21 protein-coding genes and 1 pseudogene are annotated in these 23488 nt (G+C 35.4%); 18 read left to right on the top strand and 4 right to left on the bottom strand.

What is annotated here, in order from left to right; translation table 11 throughout:
* Nucleotides 1–222, bottom strand: a pseudogene (locus DKL58_RS05695) (transposase); the annotation flags it as partial.
* 362 nt (nucleotides 223–584) lie between these two features.
* Between DKL58_RS05695 and DKL58_RS05690 the strand changes: the two are divergent.
* The 5 genes from DKL58_RS05690 to DKL58_RS05670 all read left to right on the top strand — a co-directional run bounded on the left by DKL58_RS05690 (nucleotide 585) and on the right by DKL58_RS05670 (nucleotide 9372).
* Nucleotides 585–2357: an oligopeptide ABC transporter substrate-binding protein gene (locus DKL58_RS05690; protein WP_109586422.1), complete on the top strand. Its 1773-nt coding sequence runs from the start codon at nucleotides 585–587 to the stop codon at nucleotides 2355–2357.
* Between the two features lie 106 nt (nucleotides 2358–2463).
* Nucleotides 2464–3150: a ribonuclease III gene (gene rnc / locus DKL58_RS05685; protein WP_045928242.1), complete on the top strand. Its 687-nt coding sequence runs from the start codon at nucleotides 2464–2466 to the stop codon at nucleotides 3148–3150.
* 12 nt (nucleotides 3151–3162) lie between these two features.
* Nucleotides 3163–6726 (top strand): chromosome segregation protein SMC, encoded by a 3564-nt coding sequence (gene smc / locus DKL58_RS05680; protein ID WP_109586421.1) that lies wholly within the window; start codon nucleotides 3163–3165, stop codon nucleotides 6724–6726.
* 2 nt (nucleotides 6727–6728) lie between these two features.
* Nucleotides 6729–7913 (top strand): signal recognition particle-docking protein FtsY, encoded by a 1185-nt coding sequence (gene ftsY, locus DKL58_RS05675; protein ID WP_109586420.1) that lies wholly within the window; start codon nucleotides 6729–6731, stop codon nucleotides 7911–7913.
* Nucleotides 7914–7947: 34 nt separating this feature from the next.
* Nucleotides 7948–9372 (top strand): C69 family dipeptidase, encoded by a 1425-nt coding sequence (locus DKL58_RS05670; protein WP_045928240.1) that lies wholly within the window; start codon nucleotides 7948–7950, stop codon nucleotides 9370–9372.
* A gap of 58 nt (nucleotides 9373–9430) precedes the next feature.
* Here the strand turns inward: DKL58_RS05670 and DKL58_RS05665 are convergent, their stop codons facing one another.
* Nucleotides 9431–10864, bottom strand: a complete 1434-nt coding sequence (locus DKL58_RS05665) for an APC family permease (RefSeq protein ID WP_162542334.1) — start codon at nucleotides 10862–10864, stop codon at nucleotides 9431–9433.
* Between the two features lie 408 nt (nucleotides 10865–11272).
* Between DKL58_RS05665 and ylxM the strand changes: the two genes are divergently transcribed.
* From ylxM to DKL58_RS05630, 7 genes are all read left to right on the top strand, one after another.
* Nucleotides 11273–11614: a YlxM family DNA-binding protein gene (gene ylxM / locus DKL58_RS05660; RefSeq protein WP_034981574.1), complete on the top strand. Its 342-nt coding sequence runs from the start codon at nucleotides 11273–11275 to the stop codon at nucleotides 11612–11614.
* 4 nt (nucleotides 11615–11618) lie between these two features.
* The gene (gene ffh, locus DKL58_RS05655; RefSeq protein ID WP_109586419.1) at nucleotides 11619–13046 is read left to right on the top strand and encodes a signal recognition particle protein; all 1428 of its coding nucleotides are present in this window, start codon (nucleotides 11619–11621) and stop codon (nucleotides 13044–13046) included.
* An 85-nt stretch (nucleotides 13047–13131) separates the two neighbouring features.
* Nucleotides 13132–13404 carry a 30S ribosomal protein S16 gene (gene rpsP / locus DKL58_RS05650; protein ID WP_045928236.1) on the top strand — a complete coding sequence of 91 codons (273 nt, stop codon included), beginning with the start codon at nucleotides 13132–13134 and terminating at the stop codon, nucleotides 13402–13404.
* A 64-nt stretch (nucleotides 13405–13468) separates the two neighbouring features.
* Nucleotides 13469–13984, top strand: a complete 516-nt coding sequence (gene rimM, locus DKL58_RS05645) for a ribosome maturation factor RimM (RefSeq protein ID WP_109586418.1) — start codon at nucleotides 13469–13471, stop codon at nucleotides 13982–13984.
* Nucleotides 13974–14699, top strand: a complete 726-nt coding sequence (trmD, locus tag DKL58_RS05640) for a tRNA (guanosine(37)-N1)-methyltransferase TrmD (RefSeq protein ID WP_109586417.1) — start codon at nucleotides 13974–13976, stop codon at nucleotides 14697–14699. The genes rimM and trmD overlap by 11 nt, the downstream gene beginning before the upstream one ends.
* A gap of 117 nt (nucleotides 14700–14816) precedes the next feature.
* Entirely contained in the window at nucleotides 14817–15164 is a 348-nt protein-coding gene (rplS, locus tag DKL58_RS05635; RefSeq protein WP_034981588.1) for a 50S ribosomal protein L19, read from the top strand.
* A gap of 97 nt (nucleotides 15165–15261) precedes the next feature.
* Nucleotides 15262–16029 carry a nucleoside phosphorylase gene (locus DKL58_RS05630; protein WP_109587012.1) on the top strand — a complete coding sequence of 256 codons (768 nt, stop codon included), beginning with the start codon at nucleotides 15262–15264 and terminating at the stop codon, nucleotides 16027–16029.
* Between the two features lie 225 nt (nucleotides 16030–16254).
* Here DKL58_RS05630 and DKL58_RS05625 read toward each other — a convergent pair whose 3' ends face one another.
* Nucleotides 16255–16554, bottom strand: coding sequence for a hypothetical protein (locus DKL58_RS05625; protein ID WP_045928232.1), 300 nt, complete (start codon nucleotides 16552–16554; stop codon nucleotides 16255–16257).
* Nucleotides 16555–16614: 60 nt separating this feature from the next.
* Here DKL58_RS05625 and DKL58_RS05620 point away from each other — a divergent pair, with 60 nt between their 5' ends.
* Nucleotides 16615–16860 (top strand): MerR family transcriptional regulator, encoded by a 246-nt coding sequence (locus DKL58_RS05620; protein ID WP_109586416.1) that lies wholly within the window; start codon nucleotides 16615–16617, stop codon nucleotides 16858–16860.
* A 172-nt stretch (nucleotides 16861–17032) separates the two neighbouring features.
* Here DKL58_RS05620 and lexA read toward each other — a convergent pair whose 3' ends face one another.
* Nucleotides 17033–17656, bottom strand: a complete 624-nt coding sequence (lexA, locus tag DKL58_RS05615) for a transcriptional repressor LexA (RefSeq protein ID WP_045928230.1) — start codon at nucleotides 17654–17656, stop codon at nucleotides 17033–17035.
* A gap of 141 nt (nucleotides 17657–17797) precedes the next feature.
* On the opposite strand from lexA, the gene DKL58_RS05610 reads away from it, so the two are divergent.
* From DKL58_RS05610 to DKL58_RS05590, 5 genes are all read left to right on the top strand, one after another.
* A complete protein-coding gene (locus tag DKL58_RS05610) occupies nucleotides 17798–18046 on the top strand; it encodes a DUF896 domain-containing protein (protein WP_109586415.1) in 249 nt (82 codons plus the stop codon).
* A gap of 69 nt (nucleotides 18047–18115) precedes the next feature.
* Complete coding sequence (locus DKL58_RS05605; protein WP_034981600.1) at nucleotides 18116–18331, top strand: YneF family protein; 216 nt, start codon at nucleotides 18116–18118, stop codon at nucleotides 18329–18331.
* Between the two features lie 71 nt (nucleotides 18332–18402).
* Nucleotides 18403–20166 carry an ABC transporter ATP-binding protein gene (locus DKL58_RS05600; RefSeq protein ID WP_109586414.1) on the top strand — a complete coding sequence of 588 codons (1764 nt, stop codon included), beginning with the start codon at nucleotides 18403–18405 and terminating at the stop codon, nucleotides 20164–20166.
* Nucleotides 20159–21949 (top strand): ABC transporter ATP-binding protein, encoded by a 1791-nt coding sequence (locus DKL58_RS05595; protein ID WP_109586413.1) that lies wholly within the window; start codon nucleotides 20159–20161, stop codon nucleotides 21947–21949. Before DKL58_RS05600 ends, DKL58_RS05595 begins: the two co-directional genes overlap by 8 nt.
* A gap of 124 nt (nucleotides 21950–22073) precedes the next feature.
* On the top strand, nucleotides 22074–23474 hold the full coding sequence (locus DKL58_RS05590; protein WP_034981609.1) for an FAD-binding oxidoreductase: 1401 nt from the start codon (nucleotides 22074–22076) through the stop codon (nucleotides 23472–23474).
* Nucleotides 23475–23488 lie beyond the last annotated feature (14 nt).

Raw genomic sequence — 23488 nt, 5'->3', positions numbered from 1 at the left:
TCAAGCAGCAAATAAACTGCTTGGTTCTTTTTCTTTTACCTTGTTTTCTGCCAATCTAATCTTGGATAGCAGATTGGAAAAATTGGCGTAGCCAAAAGCTGTACACTCAATTTGTTTGACTTTGCGATTGAAGCCCTCTAAGCAGCCGTTGGAATAATTCAATGTTATCCCGTTAATTACTGCTCTTAGATTATGCTTAAAAGTGAGCAGTGTTTGGAACATTTGCCAGCAAATATCTTCTTTAGCATGAATGACTTTTTTGACTGCAGATCTTTGGTAGCTAAAGCTTCATAAAACATCTGAAGCATGTTGTAGACATTGGTGATTACGCACGCATGCGATGCGATGCTCTTCTTTTTAATACAACAGAAAACTAATTAACAGCTTACACATGGATAAGTCAGGATAAATTATAGAGCTAATCAAGTTTCTTAAACTTGATTTTTATTTTTGCTAAAAAATAATGTTATTTTGTATAAAATTTTAATTAATAATTAATAAATCCTTTGTTTTTGTACTCTTTTTTGTTATTATTTGATTTAGGTTTTAAATCGTGTTTGTACTTTTGTAAGGAGAGAAGAATGATGAAAGAAAAAAATTTTTTATGCTCCATCGGTATTCTAGCCACATGCGCCATGGCTCTGGTTGGTTGTAATAAAGGAAATAAAAGTAATAATGAGGACAGTTCGAAGGAAGCAAGTAAATTTCCAAATGCTTTGCCAAAAAAGGAAACAAAGCAAGGAGGAACTGTTAGAGTTGCCGTTGAAACAGATACGCCTTTTACAGGAATATTTACTGATGAATTAAGCGTAACTGCGACTGATGCAGATGTTGCTTCGCCAGGTGAAGAATCTTTGTTTTATACAGATGATAACTACAAAATAAATGATAAAGGCCCGGCAACAATGAGGCTGGATCAAAAAAACAAAACTATTACTATTACAATCAAAAAAGGTGTTAAGTGGTCAGATGGCAAACAAGTAGTTGCTAAGGATATGGCATATCCATATGAAATATTGGCTAATAAAAATACTAAAGCTCAAAGATATTCTACTAAAATGGAAGTTTTGAAAGGAATGAAAGAATATCATGAGGGCAAAGCTAAAAAAATTTCAGGAATTGAATTGCCGGACGGTGATAATGGTCGCAAAATGATATTGCATTTTTCCTATATGACACCAGGAATGGCCTTTAGTGGTAATGACTATTATTGGGAATCAGCTTCACCATATCACTATTTAAAGGATGTACCTTTTAGCAAGCTCGAATCCTCAGATAAAGTTAGAAAAAGACCAATGTATTTTGGACCTTATAAGTTAGATAAACTAGTTCGTGGACAGTCAGCTACATGGGTACCAAACAAATACTATTGGCAAGGCAAACCAAAACTGGATAAAATTATTTACCAAGTTGTTTCTCCTAATTCAACTTCTCAGGCAATTAAATCACATAAGTTTGATATTGCTCAAGTTATTAATGCTCAGTGGAAACAAGTAAAAGATACTAAAGATGTGAGATTTATTGCAGAAATTCCTTTATATTACTCATACCTAGGATTTAAGGTCGGCAAGTTTGACGCTAAAAAAGGTAAAAATGTTATGAATCCTCATAGTAAAATGAATAATAAAGCCTTAAGGCAAGCTATTGGGTATGCGATGAATGTAGAGGATGTCAATAAGCGGTATAATAATAATCTGAGTTTCAGGATTCCAACATTAATACCAAAGCAATATGGTGATGTATATAATAAAAATGTTAAAGGATTTTCTTATAACTTAAAAAAGGCTAATGAACTATTAGATAAGGCTGGTTATAAGAAAAAAGGCAAATGGCGCGTTCAGCCCAATGGTAAACCTCTAAAAATTAACTTTTTAGCCATGTCGGGTGATGCTACACAAGGACCAATTATACAAAATTACTTGCAGCAGTGGCATAAAATTGGGTTAAATGTAGGTCTTTTAAATGGTCGATTGACAGAACGTAACTCATTTTATGATAAAGTTCAAAACGATAATCCTCAAGTAGACATGTTTCTTGGAGCTTGGGGTCTTTCTACGGAACCATCACCTAATGGATTATATAGTGAAGGTGGCCCAGCAAACTATACCAGATTTGTTACTCCAGAAAATAACAAATTGATTAAAGAAATTGACTCTGCTAAAGCATTTAACCATAAATATCGTGTTGAAAAATTTCATGAATGGCAACAGTATATGTTTGACCAGGCTTATGTCATACCTGTTTTTAATGCATATAAAATTAAAGCGGTTAATAATAAATTAACTGGTTTATCACTAAAACCTTCTGAAACAAATAACGGTCACCCAATATGGTACAAAGTCGGTTATATTAAATAAAGTTATTTGATAATGTAAATTAGAAAACTATTGTCATTTGAGGACAATAGTTTTCTTTTTTAACGCTAAAAACTGGTATAATTTAGATTGTTAAGGAGTTGAAAAAATGGTCAGTACCAAATTCATTAAACGATTAGATACAAAATACAAAATTAGATTTAACAATCCTAAACTATTAGAAGAGGCTTTTACTCATTCTTCTTATGCTAATGAACACCCTGAAGATGGTGTTCGGGATTATGAAAAACTGGAATTCTTGGGGGATGCAGTTTTGGAATTAGCAATTTCTGATTATCTCTACCGTAATTTTAGAAATCTAAATGAAGGCGAATTAACTAGAATGCGATCAAATATCGTTGATACTGAAGGATTTGCAGAATTTGCTCAAAAATTTGGTTTCCCGGCTGAGATTAATCTAGGTCATGGTGAGGAAAAAGCAGGTGCACGTTCTCGAAAAACTCTTTTAGAAGATGTTTTTGAGGCTTTTAACGGTGCGCTTTTTCTTGATCAAGGCATGGAAGCAGTCGAGCATTTTTTAAGTTTAACAGTATATCCATTAATTGATGCTGGCAAATTCGATGCTTCAAGAGATTACAAAACAGACTTACAAGAATTGTTGCAACAAGATGGGCCTGTTAAGATTGAGTATGAAGTTTTAAAAGAAGAACAAATGCCTTCCAGTTTTACTGTCCAGCTAGTTGTTAATGGGAAAGTATTGTCTAAGGGACAAGGTCACAATAAAAAAGCCGCTGAACAAGAAGCTGCAAAAACAGCTCTAGGTAAGCTCAATTAGGGAGATGAGTGTGTGCCACTAACAGAACTGATAATTGACGGCTTTAAATCCTTTGCCGAAAAAACAAAAATTAAATTTGACACCGGTATTACTGGCATAGTTGGTCCCAATGGTAGTGGTAAAAGTAATATTACTGAAGCGATCAGATGGGTCATGGGCGAATCAAGTGCTAAATCATTGCGTGGTTCAAACATGAAAGATGTCATTTTTGCCGGAAGTGAATTCCGCCAGCCGGCAAATCATGCAGAAGTTTCTCTGATTTTTAACAATAAAAAACACGAACTAAATTTTAAGGAAGATCAAGTTGTTATAACTCGACGGATTTTAAGGTCAGGAGATAATGAGTATTTAATCAACAAAAAGAGTGTCAGACAACGTGATGTGCGTGCTCTGTTTTTGGATTCTGGAATTTCACAGGACAGTTTAGCAATTATTTCCCAAGGTCGGGTAGATCAAATACTAAATTCACGCCCGGAAGAAAGACGTTCATTATTTGAAGAAGCAGCTGGTGTACTTCATTTTAAAAGACAAAAAGAAGAAGCCAAAGTTCAGTTGGAACAGACTACTGATAATTTAGTGCGGATCAACGACCTTGTAAAAGAGTTAGAGCAGAGAATTGAACCGCTTCACGAACAAAGTTCTTTAGCTAAAGAATATCAGTTTCAGAAAAAAGGCCTGGATCGTGAACTAAAAACTTTATTAGCATTTGAAATTCAGGATTTAGATAGCCAAAAGGACGAAGAACAGGAGAAAGCTGACGAGAATCAGGCACTGTTATCAAAGCTTGATCGAGAAGTAAGAGATTCTCAAGCAGCTGTGGCAACTAAAAGAAAAGAATATCAAACTTTAAATAATCAAAGAGATAACATTCAAAATGATTTACTTTCTTTAACCAAAAAGCTTTCTGAAATTAATACCAATTTGCAAGTTGCGGAACAAAGTAAGCAATATAGCGCAGCTACTAAAAAAGAATACCAATCTGAATTGAATGACCTAAAAAAGCAATTATCGGCAATTGAAAATGATAGAATTGATCTGCTTGAAAAGGAAAAGAATTTAAAAAGTGAGCAAGAGAAGTTAAATGATAAAAGAACTGAACTCTGCGCTCAGCTAAAGGAAGATCCTGAACAGCTAAACCGAAAATTAGAGCAGCTTCGGTCAGATTATATTCAATTGTTGCAAGATCAAACTTCTAACAATAATGAAATAGTTTATTTGCATTCTGAACTGAAAAAACTTTCTGATAATAGCCAGTTTCAAACAGAAAATGTTGTTGAAGAACTAAGAACTGAAACTACTGAGCTTAAACGACTTAAATCTGAAGGTAAGTCACTTAAAGAAAACTGTCAGATTGAAGGACAAAAGATAGCAGATTTAACTAATGAGCAAAAATTAAGTCAAAAAAATTTGTCGTCGCTTCAAGAATCATTGTCGACCAAAAAACAACGTTTTAGTCAATTAAATGCGCGTTATGATGCTCTGGAAAATATACGCAAACGTCATGAAGGTTATTTTTATGGAGTTAAAAACGTTTTAAATAATTTATCTGCTTATCCTGGAGTAATTGGAGCAGTAGGAGAATTAGTTACCTTTCCTGTTAAATATGAAGCTGCAATGGCTACAGCATTAGGGAATGGGGTTCAGGATTTAGTCACTAAATCAAAACTGGATGCTCGGGATGCTATTAACAAATTAAAGGAAAATCATGCGGGGCGTGCTACTTTTCTTCCTCTTGACGGGTTAAGAGAATATACAATACCAACTTCAACTATCAATACAATTTCTTCTTTTCCCGGATTTCAAGGTATTGCTAGCGAAATAGTTAAAAGTTTACCTAATCAAGATATTGCTCCTGCAATTAATTATCTCCTTGGAAATACTATAATAGTTGACACGATAAGCAATGCTATGAAGATAAGACAGAGAATTTCTCGCTATCGTATTGTAACTCTTGACGGAGATGTTATTTCACCTGGTGGTTCAATGACAGGAGGAGTGCGCAATCAAAAAAGCAATTCTCCACTTCAAACAACTGCTGAACTGAGTCAATTAAGACAAAATATTAATGATTTAAAAGCAAAAATTAAGAATGAACAATCTCAGTTAGCTGATGCTGTAAGCAAGAATGAAATTTTAACTCAGCAGTTGAATGAAATGACATCGAAATTTCAAAATCTTAAACAAGAATTAGGTGAAGCGGCTCTTTCGTATCAAAACCAAGAAAAAGAAGTGAACAGGTTAAAGGCTGCGAATAGTTTGTTTGAACAACAAAAGCAAGAACGCAACCAGGAAATTGCTGAAACTAAGAACAAGATTAAGTCGGCTGCAAAAAAGAAGGAAGAACTGCAGGAGAAAATACTTCGGCAAAAACAGGATATTAGTGAATTGCAATTACGTATTAAGAACTTTTCAGAGTTGAATCAAGAGGTTCAGGAAAAGTTAAGCGAACTTGATCCGCAAATAGCGGTTTATGCTAATAAGTTGGAGAATGTTTCAAAGCAAAAATCCGATAAAAAGAATGAATCAAAGCAGCATCAAAATCAAATTAATACTTTGTCCCAAAAGTTGAAAGAACTTGATGAAAATGATGTGCTTGGTGACGAAAAGAAGATGAACTTTGAACGCGAAAATAAAGAGGGGATTGCAAAAAAGAAAAATTTGCAGCAACAACTTAATAATTTAAGTTCTAAATTAGGACAGTATGATGCTAAAATTAACCAGCTTGATCAGGTAGCGAGTCGTAATTATGAACTTCGTAAAGATGCTGCTGCTGAACAAAAAGATTTTTCTGTGAAAATAGCACAGTTGAATAGCCAAATAGATCAACGTCTAGATACTTTGAATACGGAATATTCACTAACATATGAGGCCGCATTGAATCAAGCCGAAATAGAAAATAACGAGACCAATAGGACACAACTTCAAAAGAATGTGAAATTGCATCGCATGTCTATTGCGGACATTGGTCCAGTTAATCTGAAGTCAATTGAAGAATATGAAAATGTCAAAAAACGTTACGACTTCCTTAATGCACAACAAAATGATTTGTTAAAGGGTCGAGACAATTTAGAAAAATCGATGTCAGAACTTGATCAAGAAGTATGTAGTCGCTTTAGTAAAACTTTTACAGAGGTAGCTCATAGTTTTACTGAATTATTTCCGGTGGTTTTTGGAGGTGGCAATGCCAAATTAGTTTTGACTAATCCTCAAGATTTATTGAACACAGGAGTTGAAATTATTGCTCAACCGCCGGGTAAAAAGTTGCAAAGACTCAGCTTATTATCAGGTGGAGAAAGGGCACTGACAGCAATTACATTGCTGTTTGCTATGCTCAAAGTCAAACCGGTACCATTTTGTGTACTGGATGAAGTGGAGGCAGCACTTGATGATGCAAACGTCACACGCTTTGCACATTTCTTAGAAGAATATGACATGCATACACAATTTATTGTAATAACACATAGAAGAGGAACAATGGAAAAAGCAGACCAACTTTATGGTGTTGTCATGCAAGAATCAGGCGTATCACAGGTATTGTCCGTATCATTAAAAGAATTAAAAAATGAGGTGAAATAACAGTGGGTTTATTCGATAAGATAAAAAAATCTTTATTTGGTGAAGATAATAGTAAAGCTGCTGATGACTTGCAGAATCAGTCAGAAAAAGAGCAACAAGAATCTTCTGAGGAGATAGAAAACAAGGAAGAGAAAACCTCTGAAGAAAAACAAGCTTCAAAAAAGAATGAATCAGAAAACGAAAATTCGACAGCTTTTCAGGAAGAAGAATCTTTAGAGCAAGAAACTGAGGATGAGCCTGATAACGAAAAGCAAAATGAAACTGAATTATATGAAAAAGGTTTAGAGAAAACTAATCAGGGCTTTGGGGCTCGATTAAATCGCTTTTTTGCCCAGTTCAGGACTGTTGACGAAGATTTCTTTGATGACTTGGAAGAGCTGCTAATTGAATCTGATGTCGGTTACGAGACTGCCGAAGAATTGACTGACCAACTGCGAGATGAAGCAAAATTGCAGAAAGCCAAGTCGCGAGATGATTTGAAAAAAGTTATTGTTGAAAAATTAGTTAATCTTTATGACCAAAGTGGTAATTCCGAAAATGAAAAATTAAAGTCTCATAACGATGGTAAGCCGAATATTTATCTTTTTGTAGGTGTAAATGGCGCGGGCAAAACCACAACAATTGGTAAATTGGCTAAAAGATTTAAAGATGAAGGGAAGTCAGTTCTTTTAGCAGCAGCAGATACTTTCAGAGCTGGTGCAGTTGAACAATTATCAGAATGGGGCGAAAGAGTCGGTGTTCCAGTAGTAACTGGAAAGGAACAAGCTGATCCTGCTTCAGTTGTTTATGATGCGACTGATAAAGCTCTTAAAGAAAATTATGATTATTTATTAGTGGATACTGCTGGTCGTTTACAAAATAAAAAGAATTTAATGAATGAGCTGGAAAAAATTGAACGGACAATTAAAAAGCAAGCGCCAGAAGAGCCAACAGAAACTCTATTAGTTTTAGATGGCTCAACTGGTCAAAATGCACTCCTTCAAGCTAAGGATTTTGATAAGACTACCAAATTAACTGGATTGGTATTGACAAAATTGGACGGCTCTTCAAAGGGCGGAGTCGTTTTAGCAATTAGAAATGAGATGAAATTGCCGGTGAAATTAGTTGGTTTGGGTGAAAAAGCTAGCGATTTGGCTGATTTTGATGCCGCAAACTATGCAGTCGGATTATTTCATGATTTAATTTAAGAATAGATTTTTTAAAGGGAGTTATTTATATTTAATGAAAGAATACAGTGCATGTACAACAATTTTAGTAGGTAAAAAGGCTTCAGTTGACGGTTCGACCATGATTGCTCGTAATGATGACACTTTTCGTCCAATTACACCGCAAAAATTTATTATCAGACCCGCTGCCAAAAATGAATCAGGTCGTAAAATTAAGTCATGGTTGAATAAGTTTGAATTAGACTTGCCTGAAAATGCTCAGGCCGTTCCTGCTGTACCCAATGTTGATTACAAAAACCGTGGTTATTACGATGAGAGCGGTATTAATCAAGAAAATGTAGCAATGTCTTGTACTGAATCAACTTATGGTAATGAGAGAGCACTCGCATATGATCCACTGGTAAAAGATGGTCTTGATGAAGATTGCATGCAGTCAGTTGTTTTACCTTATATTCACTCCGCTAGAAATGGAGTTGAATATTTAGGCAAACTGATAGCTAAATATGGTTCACCAGCAGGTAACTCAGTTCTGTTTGGTGACAAAAATGAGATCTGGTATATGGAAATTGTCACTGGCCACCACTGGGTAGCGCAACGTATTCCAGATGATGCCTACGCAATTGCCGCAAATAGGGTTTCTATTGAACAAGTAGATTTTGCTGACACAAAAAACTTTATGTGGAGCGAGGGAATTCAGGAGTTTGTTGCCGATCACAACTTAAATGTTGATCATCAGGGATGGAATTTCCGTCATATTTTTGGTACTTATAGTGAACAAGATAGGTTTTATAATACTAATCGTGTTTGGTACGGTCAAAAATATTTTAATCCCGAAATTGAACAAGATCCAACCGATGGTAATTTACCTTTTATTCAGCGTGCAGCTAAGAAAATAACCAGAGAAGATATTGAATTTGTGCTTGGCAGTCATTACCAAAACACTCCGTATGATCCTTTTGGCAAAGGCACGGAAGAAGAGAGGCATCGTTTCCGTCCAATTGGTTTAAATAGAACGCAAAATTCCCACATTTTACAGATTAGAAATGATGTTGACTCTGACAAAGCAGCAATAATGTGGCTTTGTATTGGTGGGCCAACTTTCACGCCTTTTGTACCATTCTTTGCTAATATGAATGATACTGATCCTTCTTACAATAACACATCAATGGAATATAATCTTAATGATGCTTGGTGGTACTACAAATCCTTGGCAGCACTTGTAGAAACGCATTACCCACAGTTTGTTCAACTCGATACTGATTATCTAAATGAACTTAATCAATACTATCGTCATCGTGTGCATAAGATTATCGAAATAGCTGGTGATAAATCAGGGACTGAATTAACTTCATATCTAACCAAAGCCAATCAAGAGACTGTTGCCTATACTAGAAAGCGTTCTGAAAAGCTTTGGGCTCAGATGATGATTGATTCAATCAATATGTCTAAATTAACCTTTAATATGGATGAAAATCTGTAAATCTAATTGTATTAAAAAAGTCTGGAAAATTTCCAGACTTTTTTATTTTTGAGATGTGCTATTTACGCATTTTCTTATTCATAGCAGAATGACGAATGCCATAAATTAAATAAATAAAGACACCAATTAGTGACCATATTAGCATGTACTTTTTTGCTTGTATATCTAATCCCCAAAAAACAACAAAAGATCCGAGAAATGCTAAAAATGGCAGAAAGGGATACCAAGGCATTTTAAAAGCTGGATCTACAATATCTTTTCCTTCGCGTGGCCTTAAGCGATAGATTCCCAGAGAAACAAACATAAAGGCAATCAGAGTTCCAGCTGAAACTAATTGTGACAGGAATGAGAAAGGAATAAATGCAGAAATAATAATTGCAATAACTGCAACTGTCCATAATGAGTTTGCTGGTCGATGTTCTTTATTCAATTTACCAAGTACTTTAGGAATCATACCATCGCGACCAAATGAATATACCAAACGAGAACTGGCCATACAAAGACCAATCAAAGCGGTAAACATTCCTAAAATAGCAACAGACTGAACGATAGTGGCAATATGTCCGAAACCTGTTTTTCTTAAAGCGTATCCAACTGGCTCAGCTGAATTTAAATATTGGTGATAAGGTACCATTCCAACTAAAACTAAACTGACGGCTACGAATAAAATAACTGCTATTAGCAACGAACCGATAATTCCCCGTGGCATAGTCTTTTGCGGGTTAATAGCTTCTGCAGAATTTGATGCAATGGTATCAAAGCCCAAGAATGAAATATAGATCATGGAAACTCCGGCGTAAATGCCTTGCCAACCTCCAAAAGGTCCATGAGCTGTTGCACGGTATGATGGTATAAATGGAATAAAATTAGCTTTTTTAATAACTGTCAAGCCAACGCCAACAAAAAGCAAAATTGCTAAAACTTTGACTACCACTAAAACATTTTCGACTCGGGAAGCTTTAGACACTCCAAAACTGACCAAAAATGCTGCCAGCAAAATAGCTAGTAATGCAACTAAATCAAACATTCCTCCATTTATGCCTAAAGGATTGGCTAAGGCAGCAGGTAATTTCCAGCCTAATGGTGCTATCAATGCACGAAGATTAGCAGACAAACCAGAGCTAATAAATGCCATTCCGATTAGGTATTCTGCTAAAAGAGCCCAACCAGAAAACCAGCCCCAAAATTCTCCAAATATAACATTGATCCAAGAATAAACTGATCCTGCAAAGGGCATTGCGGCTGCCATTTCTGCATAGGCAAAGGCAACAAGGCCAGCCACTATAGATGCAATAACACATGACAGGGCTACAGCGGGTCCTGTGTGCAGTGCTGCAACTTCTCCAGGTAATGTAAAGATCGAGGTTGAAACGATGGTTCCTACACCCAGAGCCAAAAAGTCACGAACTTTTAGTGTTCTGACTAAGTGACCATCTTTTTCCTGATAAATATCTGGATCTTCTTTTCGATTCATTAATTTCCATAAATTCACACTGAATTGCTCCTTAGCTTTGTTTAGCATTCTGTTTGAAAGAAATCTACCATTTAAAAAGTTCACACGGGTAACAACTTGAGTGCGAACTTACATTTTATATAGTAAAATTTGTTTTAAACAATATGTGTAGTGTAACGCTTTTAAATATTTTTTCAAAACAGTTTGATTACTCAAAGTAAAAAGACGATACAAAATTAATATTTATTCGTGTACCGTCTAATTAGATAACTTTCAAGAATGGTTATTCTATATCTATGATAGTAAAATCCCTAAAAGTTGATTAAATTTATGATACAGATTCTTATTGAGAAAAGCAATAAAACATTAGTATACCTTTAATTAAATTTTGGTTTTCAAGATCGTCAATTCCTGACATTTTTGCTATACTTGTTCAAGGTGAGTGTAATGGATGAACTCGAAAAAAATGAAATATTGGGTGATTTATATGCCTATTATGGTGGTCTTTTAACTAAGAGTCAGCAGAGTTATTTTGAAGATTATTATTATAACGACCTGTCCTTAGGAGAAATAGCTATCAATCATCATGTTTCACGTCAGGCAGTTTACGACAATTTACGTCGCTGTCGCAAATTGTTAAAAAATTACGAAGACAATTTACATATGCAGAGAGATTACAATATGATCGAAGACAAACTAGCAAAAGTTGTAGTCGCACTCAAAAAAAGCAAGTCAAGCCAGGCTTTACAAATAACTACTGATCTAATAAATCAACTGAGGGGAGAGTAATTCGATGGCATTTGAAAATTTAAGCGAAAGAATTCAAAAGGCCTTAAAGAATTTAACAGGTAAAGGGAAAATTTCAGAAGATGACATCAATAGTGCCAGTCGCGAAATTAGACTGGCATTACTGGAAGCTGATGTTAACTTTAAAGTTGTTAAAGATTTTATCAAGAAAATAAAGCAAGAAGCTCTCGGAAAAGAAGTTCAGGAAAGTCTTAATCCAGGCCAACAAGTCATCAAGATAGTTAATGATGAATTAACCAAGATGATGGGTGAAAGCGCGGTTTCCCTCAATAAATCTAAACATATTCCTACAATAATAATGATGGTAGGTTTACAAGGTACAGGTAAAACTACCACAGTTGGTAAGCTGGCAAACAGATTAATACAAAAAGAAAAAGCAAGACCATTGCTAATTGCTGGTGATATTTATCGTCCAGCTGCTGTTGATCAATTGCAGCAAATTGGTGACCAGCTAAAAGTTCCTGTTTATAGTGAAAAAGATCAAAAAGACGTAGCTCAAATAGTGCAAGACGGCTTACACCAAGCTGATAAAAATAAAAATGATTATGTCATTATTGATACCGCTGGACGTTTGGAAATTGATGAACCATTAATGGAGGAACTTGAACGTGTCAAAGAAGTTGCCCAACCAGATAATATTTTGCTGGTAGTAGATGCCATGACTGGTCAAGCTGCAACAGATGTAGCTAAAGGTTTTGATGAACGTTTAGACATCACTGGAGTTATTTTAACCAAACTAGATGGTGATACTCGTGGTGGTGCTGCATTATCCATTAGGGCAGTAACCGGCAAGCCAATTATTTATACCGGTCAAGGTGAAAAATTGACCGACCTGGAACAATTCTATCCTGATCGTATGGCTTCTAGAATTCTGGGCATGGGTGACATGCTGACTTTGATTGAAAAAGCTCAGCAGGATTATGATGCCAAAAAAGCTGAAGAAGTTGCTGAAAAAATGAAAGAAAATACTTTCGATTTCAACGACTTTGTTGATCAGATTGAGCAAGTTGAGAAAATGGGTCCACTTGACCAGCTGATGAAGATGATTCCGGGAATGGCAAATAATCACCAGCTTAAGAATGTCAACTTTGATAAAAAACAAATTGTTTATGTGAAAGCAATTATTTCATCGATGACAGAGGAAGAGCGAGAAAATCCAGAATTGCTTAATCCTAGTCGCAGAAGAAGAATAGCTGCTGGATCTGGTCGACCTGTTGTTGAAGTCAACAGAATGATTAAGCAATTTAAACAGGCGCGCGATATGATGAGCAAAATTACCAAGGGTAATTTTAAGGGAATGGATAATTTGCCAGGAATGAATTCTCCAATGGGCCGAATGGCTATGAGACATATGGGTAAGAAATTTAAGAAAAATAAGAAAAAACGGATGAAGGTCAAGAGATATCATTCATAAAAAATAACCTGTTAAGTAAAAACACTTTACACCTAAAAAAATAAGTGCTATATTATTTAACGTAACTTTTAGGAGGAATAAATTTATGTCAGTAAAAATTCGTATGCGCCGCATGGGTGCTAAGAGAAAGCCATTTTATAGAATCGTTGTAGCTGATTCCAGAATGCCACGCGATGGTCGTTTTATTGAAGAAGTCGGTTACTATAATCCAGTTTCAGTTCCTAAGGAATTGAAATTAGACGAAGATAAAATTTTTGAATGGTTGCAAAAGGGTGCTCAACCTTCAGATACTGTGCGTTCACTACTTTCTGGTGCAGGCTTAATGAAGAAACTGCATGATTCAAAATTTAATAAATAGTGAATCGTTAGTTAAAAGTTTGAAGTTAACTGCTTCAAGCTTTTTTCTTTGAGTAGGAGAAACTATGCAATTTTATGATGTTGCGCGAATATTATCTACCCATGGTCTTAAAGGAGAAGTAAAAGTTGCTTTAATTACGGATTTTCCGGAAGAACGCTTTGCTGCTAAGCAAGAGTTGGCCTTAAAAGCTAATCAACAAAAAAAGTTGACGGTTAAAAGCAGCAGGCCTTTTAAACAGTTTTGGCTGGTTCAATTTAATGAGATCACTGATATTAATAGTGCTAAGAAATTAGTCGGCGAAACTTTAGTTGTTAGCGAGCAAAATCAGCATGAACTTCCAGATGGCGCATATTATTATCGCGATATTCTAGGCTGTAAAGTGATAGATAATCATTCCGGAACTGAACTAGGTAAAATAACTGGTATCGAAACTCCAGGAGCAAATGATGTTTGGGAAATTACCGAAGAGAATGGTAACACATACTTAATTCCCTATATTGACGAAGTGGTCAAAAAAATAGACATTGCTCACAAGAAAGTTTTCGTAGAACTTTTGGAAGGGTTACGTAATGAAGATTAATGTATTAACGCTTTTTCCTGATATGTTTACACCATTGACGACCTCAATGCTTGGAAGAGGTCTTGAAGATGATAAATGGCAGCTAAATTTAGTAAATTTTCGCGACTTTACCACTGATGTACACCATCACGTTGATGATAGTCCTTATGGTGGTGGCGCTGGCATGGTTTTGCAAGTTATGCCGATCAAGAAAGCCCTTGATTCACTTAAAAATAAGGGCAAAGTAATCATTACTGCGCCACAGGGTAAAACTTTTAATCAAAAAATGGCCCAAAATTGGTCTCATGAAGAAAATCTCACCTTTATTTGTGGTCATTATGAAGGCTTTGATCAACGCATCTATGATTTAGCTGATGAAACTGTTTCAATTGGTGATTACGTGTTAACTGGTGGGGAATTACCCACAATGAGTATGATAGATGCTACTGTTAGACTGCTGCCAGGAATTTTGGGAAATGATGCCTCACCGTTGGAAGAAAGCTTTGCTCACGGTTTGCTGGAATATCCACAATATACCAGACCGGAAGATTTTGAAGGAAAGAAAGTACCACAAGTATTAACATCTGGAAATCACCAAAAGATTGATGAGTGGCGGCATAAGGAAGCTTTGCGGGCAACCTACTTGTACAGACCGGATTTACTTGAAAATTATAATTTAAGTAAAGAAGAAAAGAGAATGTTAACGGAAATAAAGCAGGAAAAAGATCAAACTTGATTTTAGCTGTTAATTTTGCTAGTATAACTGAGGTGTAAATTTATTTTGCACTAATAGTTAGGGGTGTTCCGCTGACGTGAATGACGTGAATGAATGCCGGAGAAGGAGAAAATAAAAATGGATCCATTAATTCAAGAATTAACCAAAGAACAATTACGTGACGATATTCCTGACTTCCGTGCAGGTGACACAGTTCGTGTACACGTGCGTGTTGTCGAAGGTTCACATGAACGTATTCAGATGTTTGAAGGCGTTGTTATTAAGCGTAAGGGCACTGGAATTGGTGCTAGCTATACTGTACGTAAGATGGCATCTGGTGTTGGTGTTGAACGTACTTTTCCAGTAAACGATCCACGTGTTGCCAAGGTTGAAGTATTGCGTCACGGTCGTGTACGTCGTGCTAAACTTTACTACTTACGTGATCGTCACGGCAAATCTGCTAGAATTGCAGAAAAGCGTCGTTAATTCACGCTTAAGTGAAAGAGAATCATTTCCAAAAGGTATGATTCTCTTTTTTGTTTATGTTAAAATCTTTAGCAATATATTTTTATTGAGGAGGAGAATTATGAAAGACCCATTTTTGTTAACTTTTGATCCTGATCCGAGGGCTGTTTTAGAGCCAGATCACGAACAAGAAATTAATAACTTTCATTTTCAGCCCAAGCTGCTGTTTGCATTCTTAACTCCTGCTGTAATCAGTGATTTTTTGGCTCGTTATCCTCATAAAAAGCTTGGATTCTTTGACTGCTTCGAAGGAGAAACTCCAATTTATGAGGTTGATTTAGACGGACAAAAAATTACTTTTTGTCAGGCAAAGATAGGTGCTGCAGCTGCTGTAGAGCTATTAGATTGGTTAATAAGCTATGGTGTTAAACAAATTTTAGCAATCGGATCAGCAGGCTGCTTAGTTGATTTACCAGAGAACTATTTTCTAGTGCCTACAAAAGCTATTAGAGACGAGGGCACATCCTTTCATTATATGAAACCAGGGACGTATATTGACTTAAAGTCAGAGTTTTTAACTAAGACCAAAAAATTGCTGAAAGAAGAAGGTCTTAAGGTTGAAGAAGTAACTACCTGGACAACTGATGGCTTCTTTAGGGAAACTGTCAAGAAAGTAAAGCAGGCTAAAGAGTTGGGAGCCTCTTGTGTAGAGATGGAATGTGCAGCAATGGCTGCGTGTGCACAATTCAGAGAGGCAGATTTTGCACAAATATTATTTACAGCCGATTCACTTAAAGATTTAGAAAATCATGATGACAGAGGCTGGGGTAGGGATGCTCATGAAGCAGCAATTAATTTAGCTGCCAATATCATTAGTAAAATTTAACCAAGTTTGTGAAAAATTACTGCTGTGGAACCTAAGTGAAACAGCGTTATTATTCACAAACAAATAACATAAAGGCTTTAGAAACAGCATTTTTAAGTATAATTTCAATATAAAGATTGTGAATTGATTTAAAGCATTAGTTGTGGAAAGTCAATTTCTTGCCATTATGACAGTATTTTGAGACGTTACGCTTGACTGCTAACAGGAATTTTGCTAGATAAATATCTAAAAATACTTAAAGTTCAAGCAAATCAAAATAATAGTCAAAATTAGTCTAATAAGCCAGTGAGACCAAGTGATCTGTCCGTAAAGAAAAATACCATTTGCTAGAGCGGTAAGTAAAACTGCTACTAGAAATATAGTAGTTAAAAGTGGTTTTTTTAGAAAACTTCCGGCAATAATGCCTAATGCGGACAAGACGTTGATCATGATTAGCCAAATTGGCAAACTAGTAAAAGATGAAAAGCTGGCGCTAATCATGAGAACACCATATATAATAGTTAAACAGATTGTTAGATATGACATTTTTATACCTCCTGCTAAAATTTAAGCATTTGGGGTCGACGCTATGTCAAGGAGATAATTATGTATTTGAAAGAATTTATTCAAAAGGAAAATACTACACCTGATACAGTTAGACATTATATCTATTTAAACTTATTAAATCCTGGTCGTAAGGGAAGAAACTATTGGTTTACTGAAAACGAAACTGATATTTTTGAAGCAATTAAAGAGTTCCAAGACTTAGGATTTTCGCTTCAAGAAATAAAGGACATAAAAAACTACACGATGAGTCGTGTAGTACTGAAAAGCAACGTACACAAAACTTAAAGTTAATTACGGATAAAATCGCCGTTATATCTGCAAAAATAAACAAATTAAAAATGCAGAAAAAAGTATTGGCAGAAGTAAAAGAAACTTTGCAGAAAAAAAGCATTATTGAAACTCGTAAAAAATAATTTTTGTTTATCCCAATAATGCTATAAAGCTCTTTTGTTAAATATTAAATAATAGTGTTGCGGTATAGCCCTACTACTTTACCTAAAATGTGGACGCTTGACAATATAATCGGTGCCATCGTATCATTTTCAGGCTGTAAACGATAGTGACCTTTTTCCTTGTAAAATCGTTTTACAGTTGCTTCATTTTCATCTGTCATTGCTACTACAATTTCACCGTTAATAGCTGAAGATTGTTTGCGGACAATTACATTATCTCCGTTTAAAATTCCAGCATTAATCATACTTTCTCCATGTACTCTTAACATAAAGAGATCGCCAGCATCATTTGCTAAATCAGGAGGCAAAGGGAAATAGTCTTCTATATCTTCAACAGCTAAAATAGGTTGACCAGCAGTCACGTCACCAACAACTGGAATTTCTTTTGGTTGGACACCAATTGCTTTTTTTCCTTCATCGGTTATTTCTAATGCTCTTGGTTTTGTAGCATCCTTTATTATTAAGCCCTTGTTTTCAAGCCTTGATAAATGACCGTGTACAGTAGAAGTGGAAGATAAATCTACAGCATGACATATTTCACGCACAGTTGGAGGAAAGCCCCTGTCTTCAACCGTTTCATATATATAGCGTAAAATTTGCAACTGCTTGTTGTTTTGTTTTGTAGTCATAGTTATCTCCAGTATTATAAACGTCTTTAATACTTTTAATTCTAGCAGATAATTTGGTATAGTACAAACAAGCGTTCTGAAAATTTTAAACTTTTTTTATTACAAATAATAATGTAGACTTTTTTAAGAGAGGTGCTAAAAATGAATGAAGATCTTGAGAAAAAACTAATAAATCGGATAAATGAACTTTATCATAAAAAGGAATCTGTTGGACTAACAGAAGACGAGGAAATAGAACGAAAGAAATTACATCTGGAATTTATTAAGAACTTCAGAGCAGGCTTTAAACAAGATGTAGAGAATTTAGTGATAATTGATAAAAATGGCAAAGAAATTACTTCTGAAATAGCGAAAAAAGCTCAAAGAAAAAAAGGTTTAAGAAAAGATTAACTTTGATCTTTAATTTTACTGTATTTTTAGGTAAGATATACCTATTGGACAAATTGAGGTGATTATTTTATGAACTTAGGATTAGCGATTTTTCTGATTGTTATAGCATTAATATTAGGACTTGTAGGAGGCTTTTATGGTGCCAGAGCATATATGAAAAAATATTTTAAGGATAATCCGCCAATCAGTGAAGATATGATTGTTGCCATGATGTCTCAAATGGGCCAAAAGCCTTCAGCTAAGAAGGTAAACCAAGTGATGAACATGATGAAGCACCAAAAATAAAAACTTACTAGATTGAAATAGTGTGGCGGAGAATAGACTCTCCGCTTTTTTACTGAATTTTTAGGTGAATAATGGGTATATTTTTTAAATTAGGCTGGTTTTTTAAAAAAGAAAAAAAGCGTTACCTAATTGGTATTACATTTTTGGCACTGACTTCAGTTGTGAACTTGGTGCCACCGAGAATCTTAGGTCTAATGGCTGATCAATTAGATGAAGGACATATTAGTTGGCAAGAATATGGTCTTCTAATTTTGGCAATTGTTTTAGCAGCCCTGTTGCTGTATGGCTTTCGCTATTTTTGGCGTAGTCAGATTTGGGGTGGTGCAGCAGAACTGGAACTACAGTTAAGATCGAAACTATTCCGTCAATTCATGGCTATGGATCGCACTTTTTACCAACGTCACAGAACAGGTGATTTGATGGCTCATGCTACAAATGATGTTTCAGCCGTTCAGGAAGTTGCCGGTGAAGGCGTGTTAACACTCGTAGACTCACTAATAATGAGTGTGTCTACTATGGTAGCCATGATTGCTTTTGTTGATTGGCGTTTAACACTTGTGGCTCTGCTGCCGTTACCATTTTTGGCTTGGGGAGCATGGAAATTAGGAGACAGGCTACATGATGCATTTGATAAGTCTCAAGCAGCTTTTTCCAGGTTAAATAATAAAACTCAGGAATCAGTTTCAGGTATTAAGGTTTTGAAGACATTTGGTCAAGGCAGGGAAGATACTGCTGCTTTTGACCAAATGATAGATGACACTATTAAAATCAATAAAAAAGTTTTTAAATGGGATTCTATGTTTGATCCATTAGGTACATTTCTAATTGGTTTGACATATACCATAACTATTATTTATGGTGGGATGCTCGTTTTTAACAAAGCACTCACTATTGGCCAGTTAGTTTCATTTATAGCATATATCGGCAATATGGTCTGGCCTATGTTTGCGATCGGATATCTTTTTAATATTTTAGAGCGTGGAAGCGCAAGTTACGACCGGATTGAAAAGCTGCTGGAAGAAAAGTCTGAAATCACGGATAAATATGCTGATCAAAAATTATCTGCCAAAGATATTGCTGGAGATCTTATTTATCATGTTAAATATTTTGCATATCCAGATGAACCGAAAGTTCAAGTGCTAAATAATATCGACTTTACGTTAAAAACAGGTCAAACTCTGGGTCTTGTGGGTAAAGTAGGAGCTGGTAAAACTACTATCATACAGCTTTTACTTAGGGAATTTGATAAGTATGATGGTCACATTACGTTAAATGGACATGATATCAGAGAGATCCCACTTAATGTTTTATTACGCCAAATATCTTATGTACCTCAAGACAATTACCTATTTTCAACCAGTATCCAAAAAAATATCGCTTTTTCAAAAGCAGACAGTAATGAAAGTGCTATTGTTTCTGCAGCAAAGAAAAGTGATTTGCACAATGATATTTTACAGATGCCAGGTGGCTACAATACTTTGGTGGGTGAAAATGGCGTTTCACTTTCCGGAGGACAAAAGCAACGTATGTCTATTGCCAGAGCGCTACTTAAACAAAGCCAAATCTTAGTTTTAGATGATGCTTTGTCAGCAGTAGATGCAAGGACTGAAATGGCTATTTTACGCTCTCTAAGAAAGGAACGTAAGGGAAAAACAACATTAATTGCTACGCATAGACTTACATCAGTAATGAATGCTGATTTAATTTTAGTACTAAAAAATGGTCGGATTGTTGAACGAGGGACCCATGACCAGTTGCTAAAATTAAATGGTTGGTATGCAGATATGTGGCAAAGACAAGAATTAGAAGACAAGGTAGGTGACTCCAATGGATGATGAAAATTCATTTCAATCAGTCTGGTCGCAAGAAATTCCAGTAAAAGAGCAACTTAGCATTTTTAAACGTTTATTGCGGTTTGTGATGCATTTTAAAAATGAAATGATTATTGCTGGTATAGGTGCCTTTTTAGTAAGTGTAATCAACGTTCTGCTGCCATATGGTTTACAGTATTTTTTAGATAATTTTTTGAGTAAAGCTGATGTTACAACACAAATAATTTTATTCGCTGGTTTTCTGTACGCATTTGGTTCCATTGTCAAAGGAATTTTGCAATTTACCTACGAGTACTTTTTTGCCTTAGGATCAGAAAAATCGCTTGAAGGCTTGCGTTCTGAACTTTATAAAAAGTTGCATACATTAGGAATGCGCTACTTTGATCAAACTCCAGCTGGTTCAATAGTCTCAAGAGTAACAAATGATACTATGACTTTGAGTAATTTTCTGACTGTATTATCAAGTGTAGTAATTTCATTTTTCTCAATTATTTCGGCTATGGTAGCGATGTTTTCTACCAATGTAGTGGCTGGATTTATAGTTCTTGCTTTTTTGCCTTTACTTTTAGTGATTATTTGGCAATATTCTAAAAGAAGTTCGAAACTTTACCGTAGTTATCGCGAGCGACTAAGTCGCATTAATACTAACTTAAATGAATCAATAGAAGGGGTTTCTTTAATCCAGCAATTTAAGCAGGAAGAGCGTATGACTAATCATTTTGAAAGTGAAAACTCTGCCTTAATGAAAACACGTTTCGATATGATTAATCTTAATTCCTTTTTGTTGTCACCTTTAACTAGTTTGCTATATTCACTTGCATTAGCATTAACTTTAATGTATTTTGGCTTTCCATTAAGGGAAACCTTTGTGCCAGCTGGTGTGGTTTATGCATTTTCACAATATATTTCACAGTTTTTTAATCCAATTGCCAATATGATGGATCAAATGACTTTTTTCCAAGATGGTATTGTAGCAGGCAAAAGAATTTTTCGGATTTTAGATAATACTGATTACGAACCACAACAAAAAGCTGAGGCAGGATTAACAATTACTCAAGGAAAGATTGAGTTTAAGCACGTAAGTTTTTCATATGATGGTAAAAACGAAATTTTACATGATATTTCATTCACAGTTAATCCCGGAGAAACTTTAGGCATAGTCGGACATACAGGCTCGGGTAAAAGTTCGATTATTAACGTAATGATGCGCTTTTACGAATTTTATAAAGGTGAAGTGTTAATTGATGGTGTTGACATCAAAAAATATCCTAAAGCAGAACTGCGCAAAAAACTTGGATTGGTATTGCAAGAGCCCTTTATGTTTTACGGAGATATTAATTCCAATATTCGCCTTTATAACAAGGACATAACTGATGAGCAAATAAAAAAGGCTGCCGAAACTGTTCAGGCAGATGACTTTATTGAGAATCTCCCTGGAAAGTACCATGCTAAAGTAGGTGAAGGCGGAAGTGAGTTTAGTCAAGGCCAAAGGCAACTAATATCTTTTGCTCGTACTTTGGTGACGGATCCTAGGATATTAGTTCTGGATGAGGCCACTGCAAATGTTGATACTGAAACTGAAACGCTGATTCAACAAGGATTGAAGAGATTGCGCAAGGGTCGCACAACTTTGGCTATAGCGCACAGGCTTTCAACTATTGTTGATGCAGATCAAATTATTGTATTGAATGATGGCAGAATTGTGGAAAGAGGCAATCACGAGAAACTTCTTTCACAAAAAGGTTATTATTATAATTTATATACCTTACAGAATAGCCAAAAGTGAAAAAAAGCACAAAGCTAAAAACTTTGTGCTTTTTTATATTTAGTATTGACAGCGTTTACATTAAAGAGTAAATTTATCATGTTAGCAGTAGCTAAATTATGATTTTAGTAAGAAGGGAATTATAATGGAATATCATAAAATTAATCAAACTGACTTGGATAACCTAAGCAAGTTCATTTCAGATCCAGAAAGGTTTATTACTAAACCAACTAAGCACTGGGATCATGACCAATTTGGTACAGTCAAAGCTATGCCAGATTTGGTAATTCAACCAACAAGCAATGAAGAGGTAATGAATGTTGTTAAATACGCTAGTGATCATTCAATACCTTTGGTTCCAAGGGGAAATTCAACTGGTTTAATGGGAGCTAACCTTGCTGTTGATGGCGGAATTTCACTTGACATGATCAAAATGAACAAGGTTTTGGAATATGATCCAGAAAGTTTGACTATGACTGTTCAAGCAGGATTAAGATTGAAAGACTTGGACGAATATTTAGCTGATAAGCCTTTCATGTATATGCCTGCTCCAGCCATGCACTGGGCAACTATTGGTGGTAATGTTTCCACAAATGCAGGTGGACTCAAAGCTATCAAATATGGCGTTACCAGAGAGCACATTCGTGAGATCAAAGTAGTTTTGACTAACGGAAAATTATATAAATTTGGCTCCAAAGCAGTTAAATCGTCTTCAGGCTATTCACTAAAAGATTTAATTATTGGATCAGAAGGAACTTTGGGTGTTGTAACTGAAGTTACAATTCGTTTATATCCAAGACCTCACAAATCTATCAATGCCATTATTCCATTTCCAACTTTGAATGACGCTATTAGATCAGTACCAGCTATTCTGAAATCTGGAGTTGTACCAACTACTGTTGAATTTATGGGACGTAAAGTTGTTAAACTCTGGGAAACATACGCTAAAGACGAATTTCCGATTAAGCATGGTGATGGTTTCATTATCATTGGAATTGACGCCTTTACGGAAGATGAATGGAAAGCAGAACTTGACGAAACTTTAGAAGTTGTTAAACCGTTTAAAGCGGAAAAGGCAATTGTATTGAGTGCTGATTCTGATGAAGCTAAGAAGATTTGGAAATGTCGTGAAGAGTTATTGCTTGCTATTCAAAACTCAACACCAAAGATGGATGAAATTGATGTCTGTGTTCCAATCAACCACATTCCTGTAGTTTTAGACCGAATTGAAGAGCTAGAGAAGGAATTGAACATTAGAATTCCAAACTTTGGTCATGCTGGAGACGGCAACCTGCATATTTACCTTTGCTCAGACGATATGACTGATGAAGAATATGCAAAAACAAGTGATAAAGTAATTTCTGAATTATACAAGACTGCTAAATCACTTGATGGAAATATGTCTGGTGAACATGGTATTGGTTACGCTAGAGCAAATTACTATGAAGACTTTTATGGTAAAGAATATACTGACTTACTACGCAAGGTTAAAAAGTTATTCGATCCTAATTATATTGTTAACCCAGGGAAGATTTTTGAACCTTAATTCGTATCCTAATT

Origin of the sequence: Lactobacillus kullabergensis, assembly GCF_003151025.1 — a bacterium.
GTDB classification, from domain to species: Bacteria; Bacillota; Bacilli; order Lactobacillales; family Lactobacillaceae; genus Lactobacillus; species Lactobacillus kullabergensis.
Note: the sequence above shows the minus strand (reverse complement) of the source record. Positions and strands in the feature narration are given on the sequence as shown.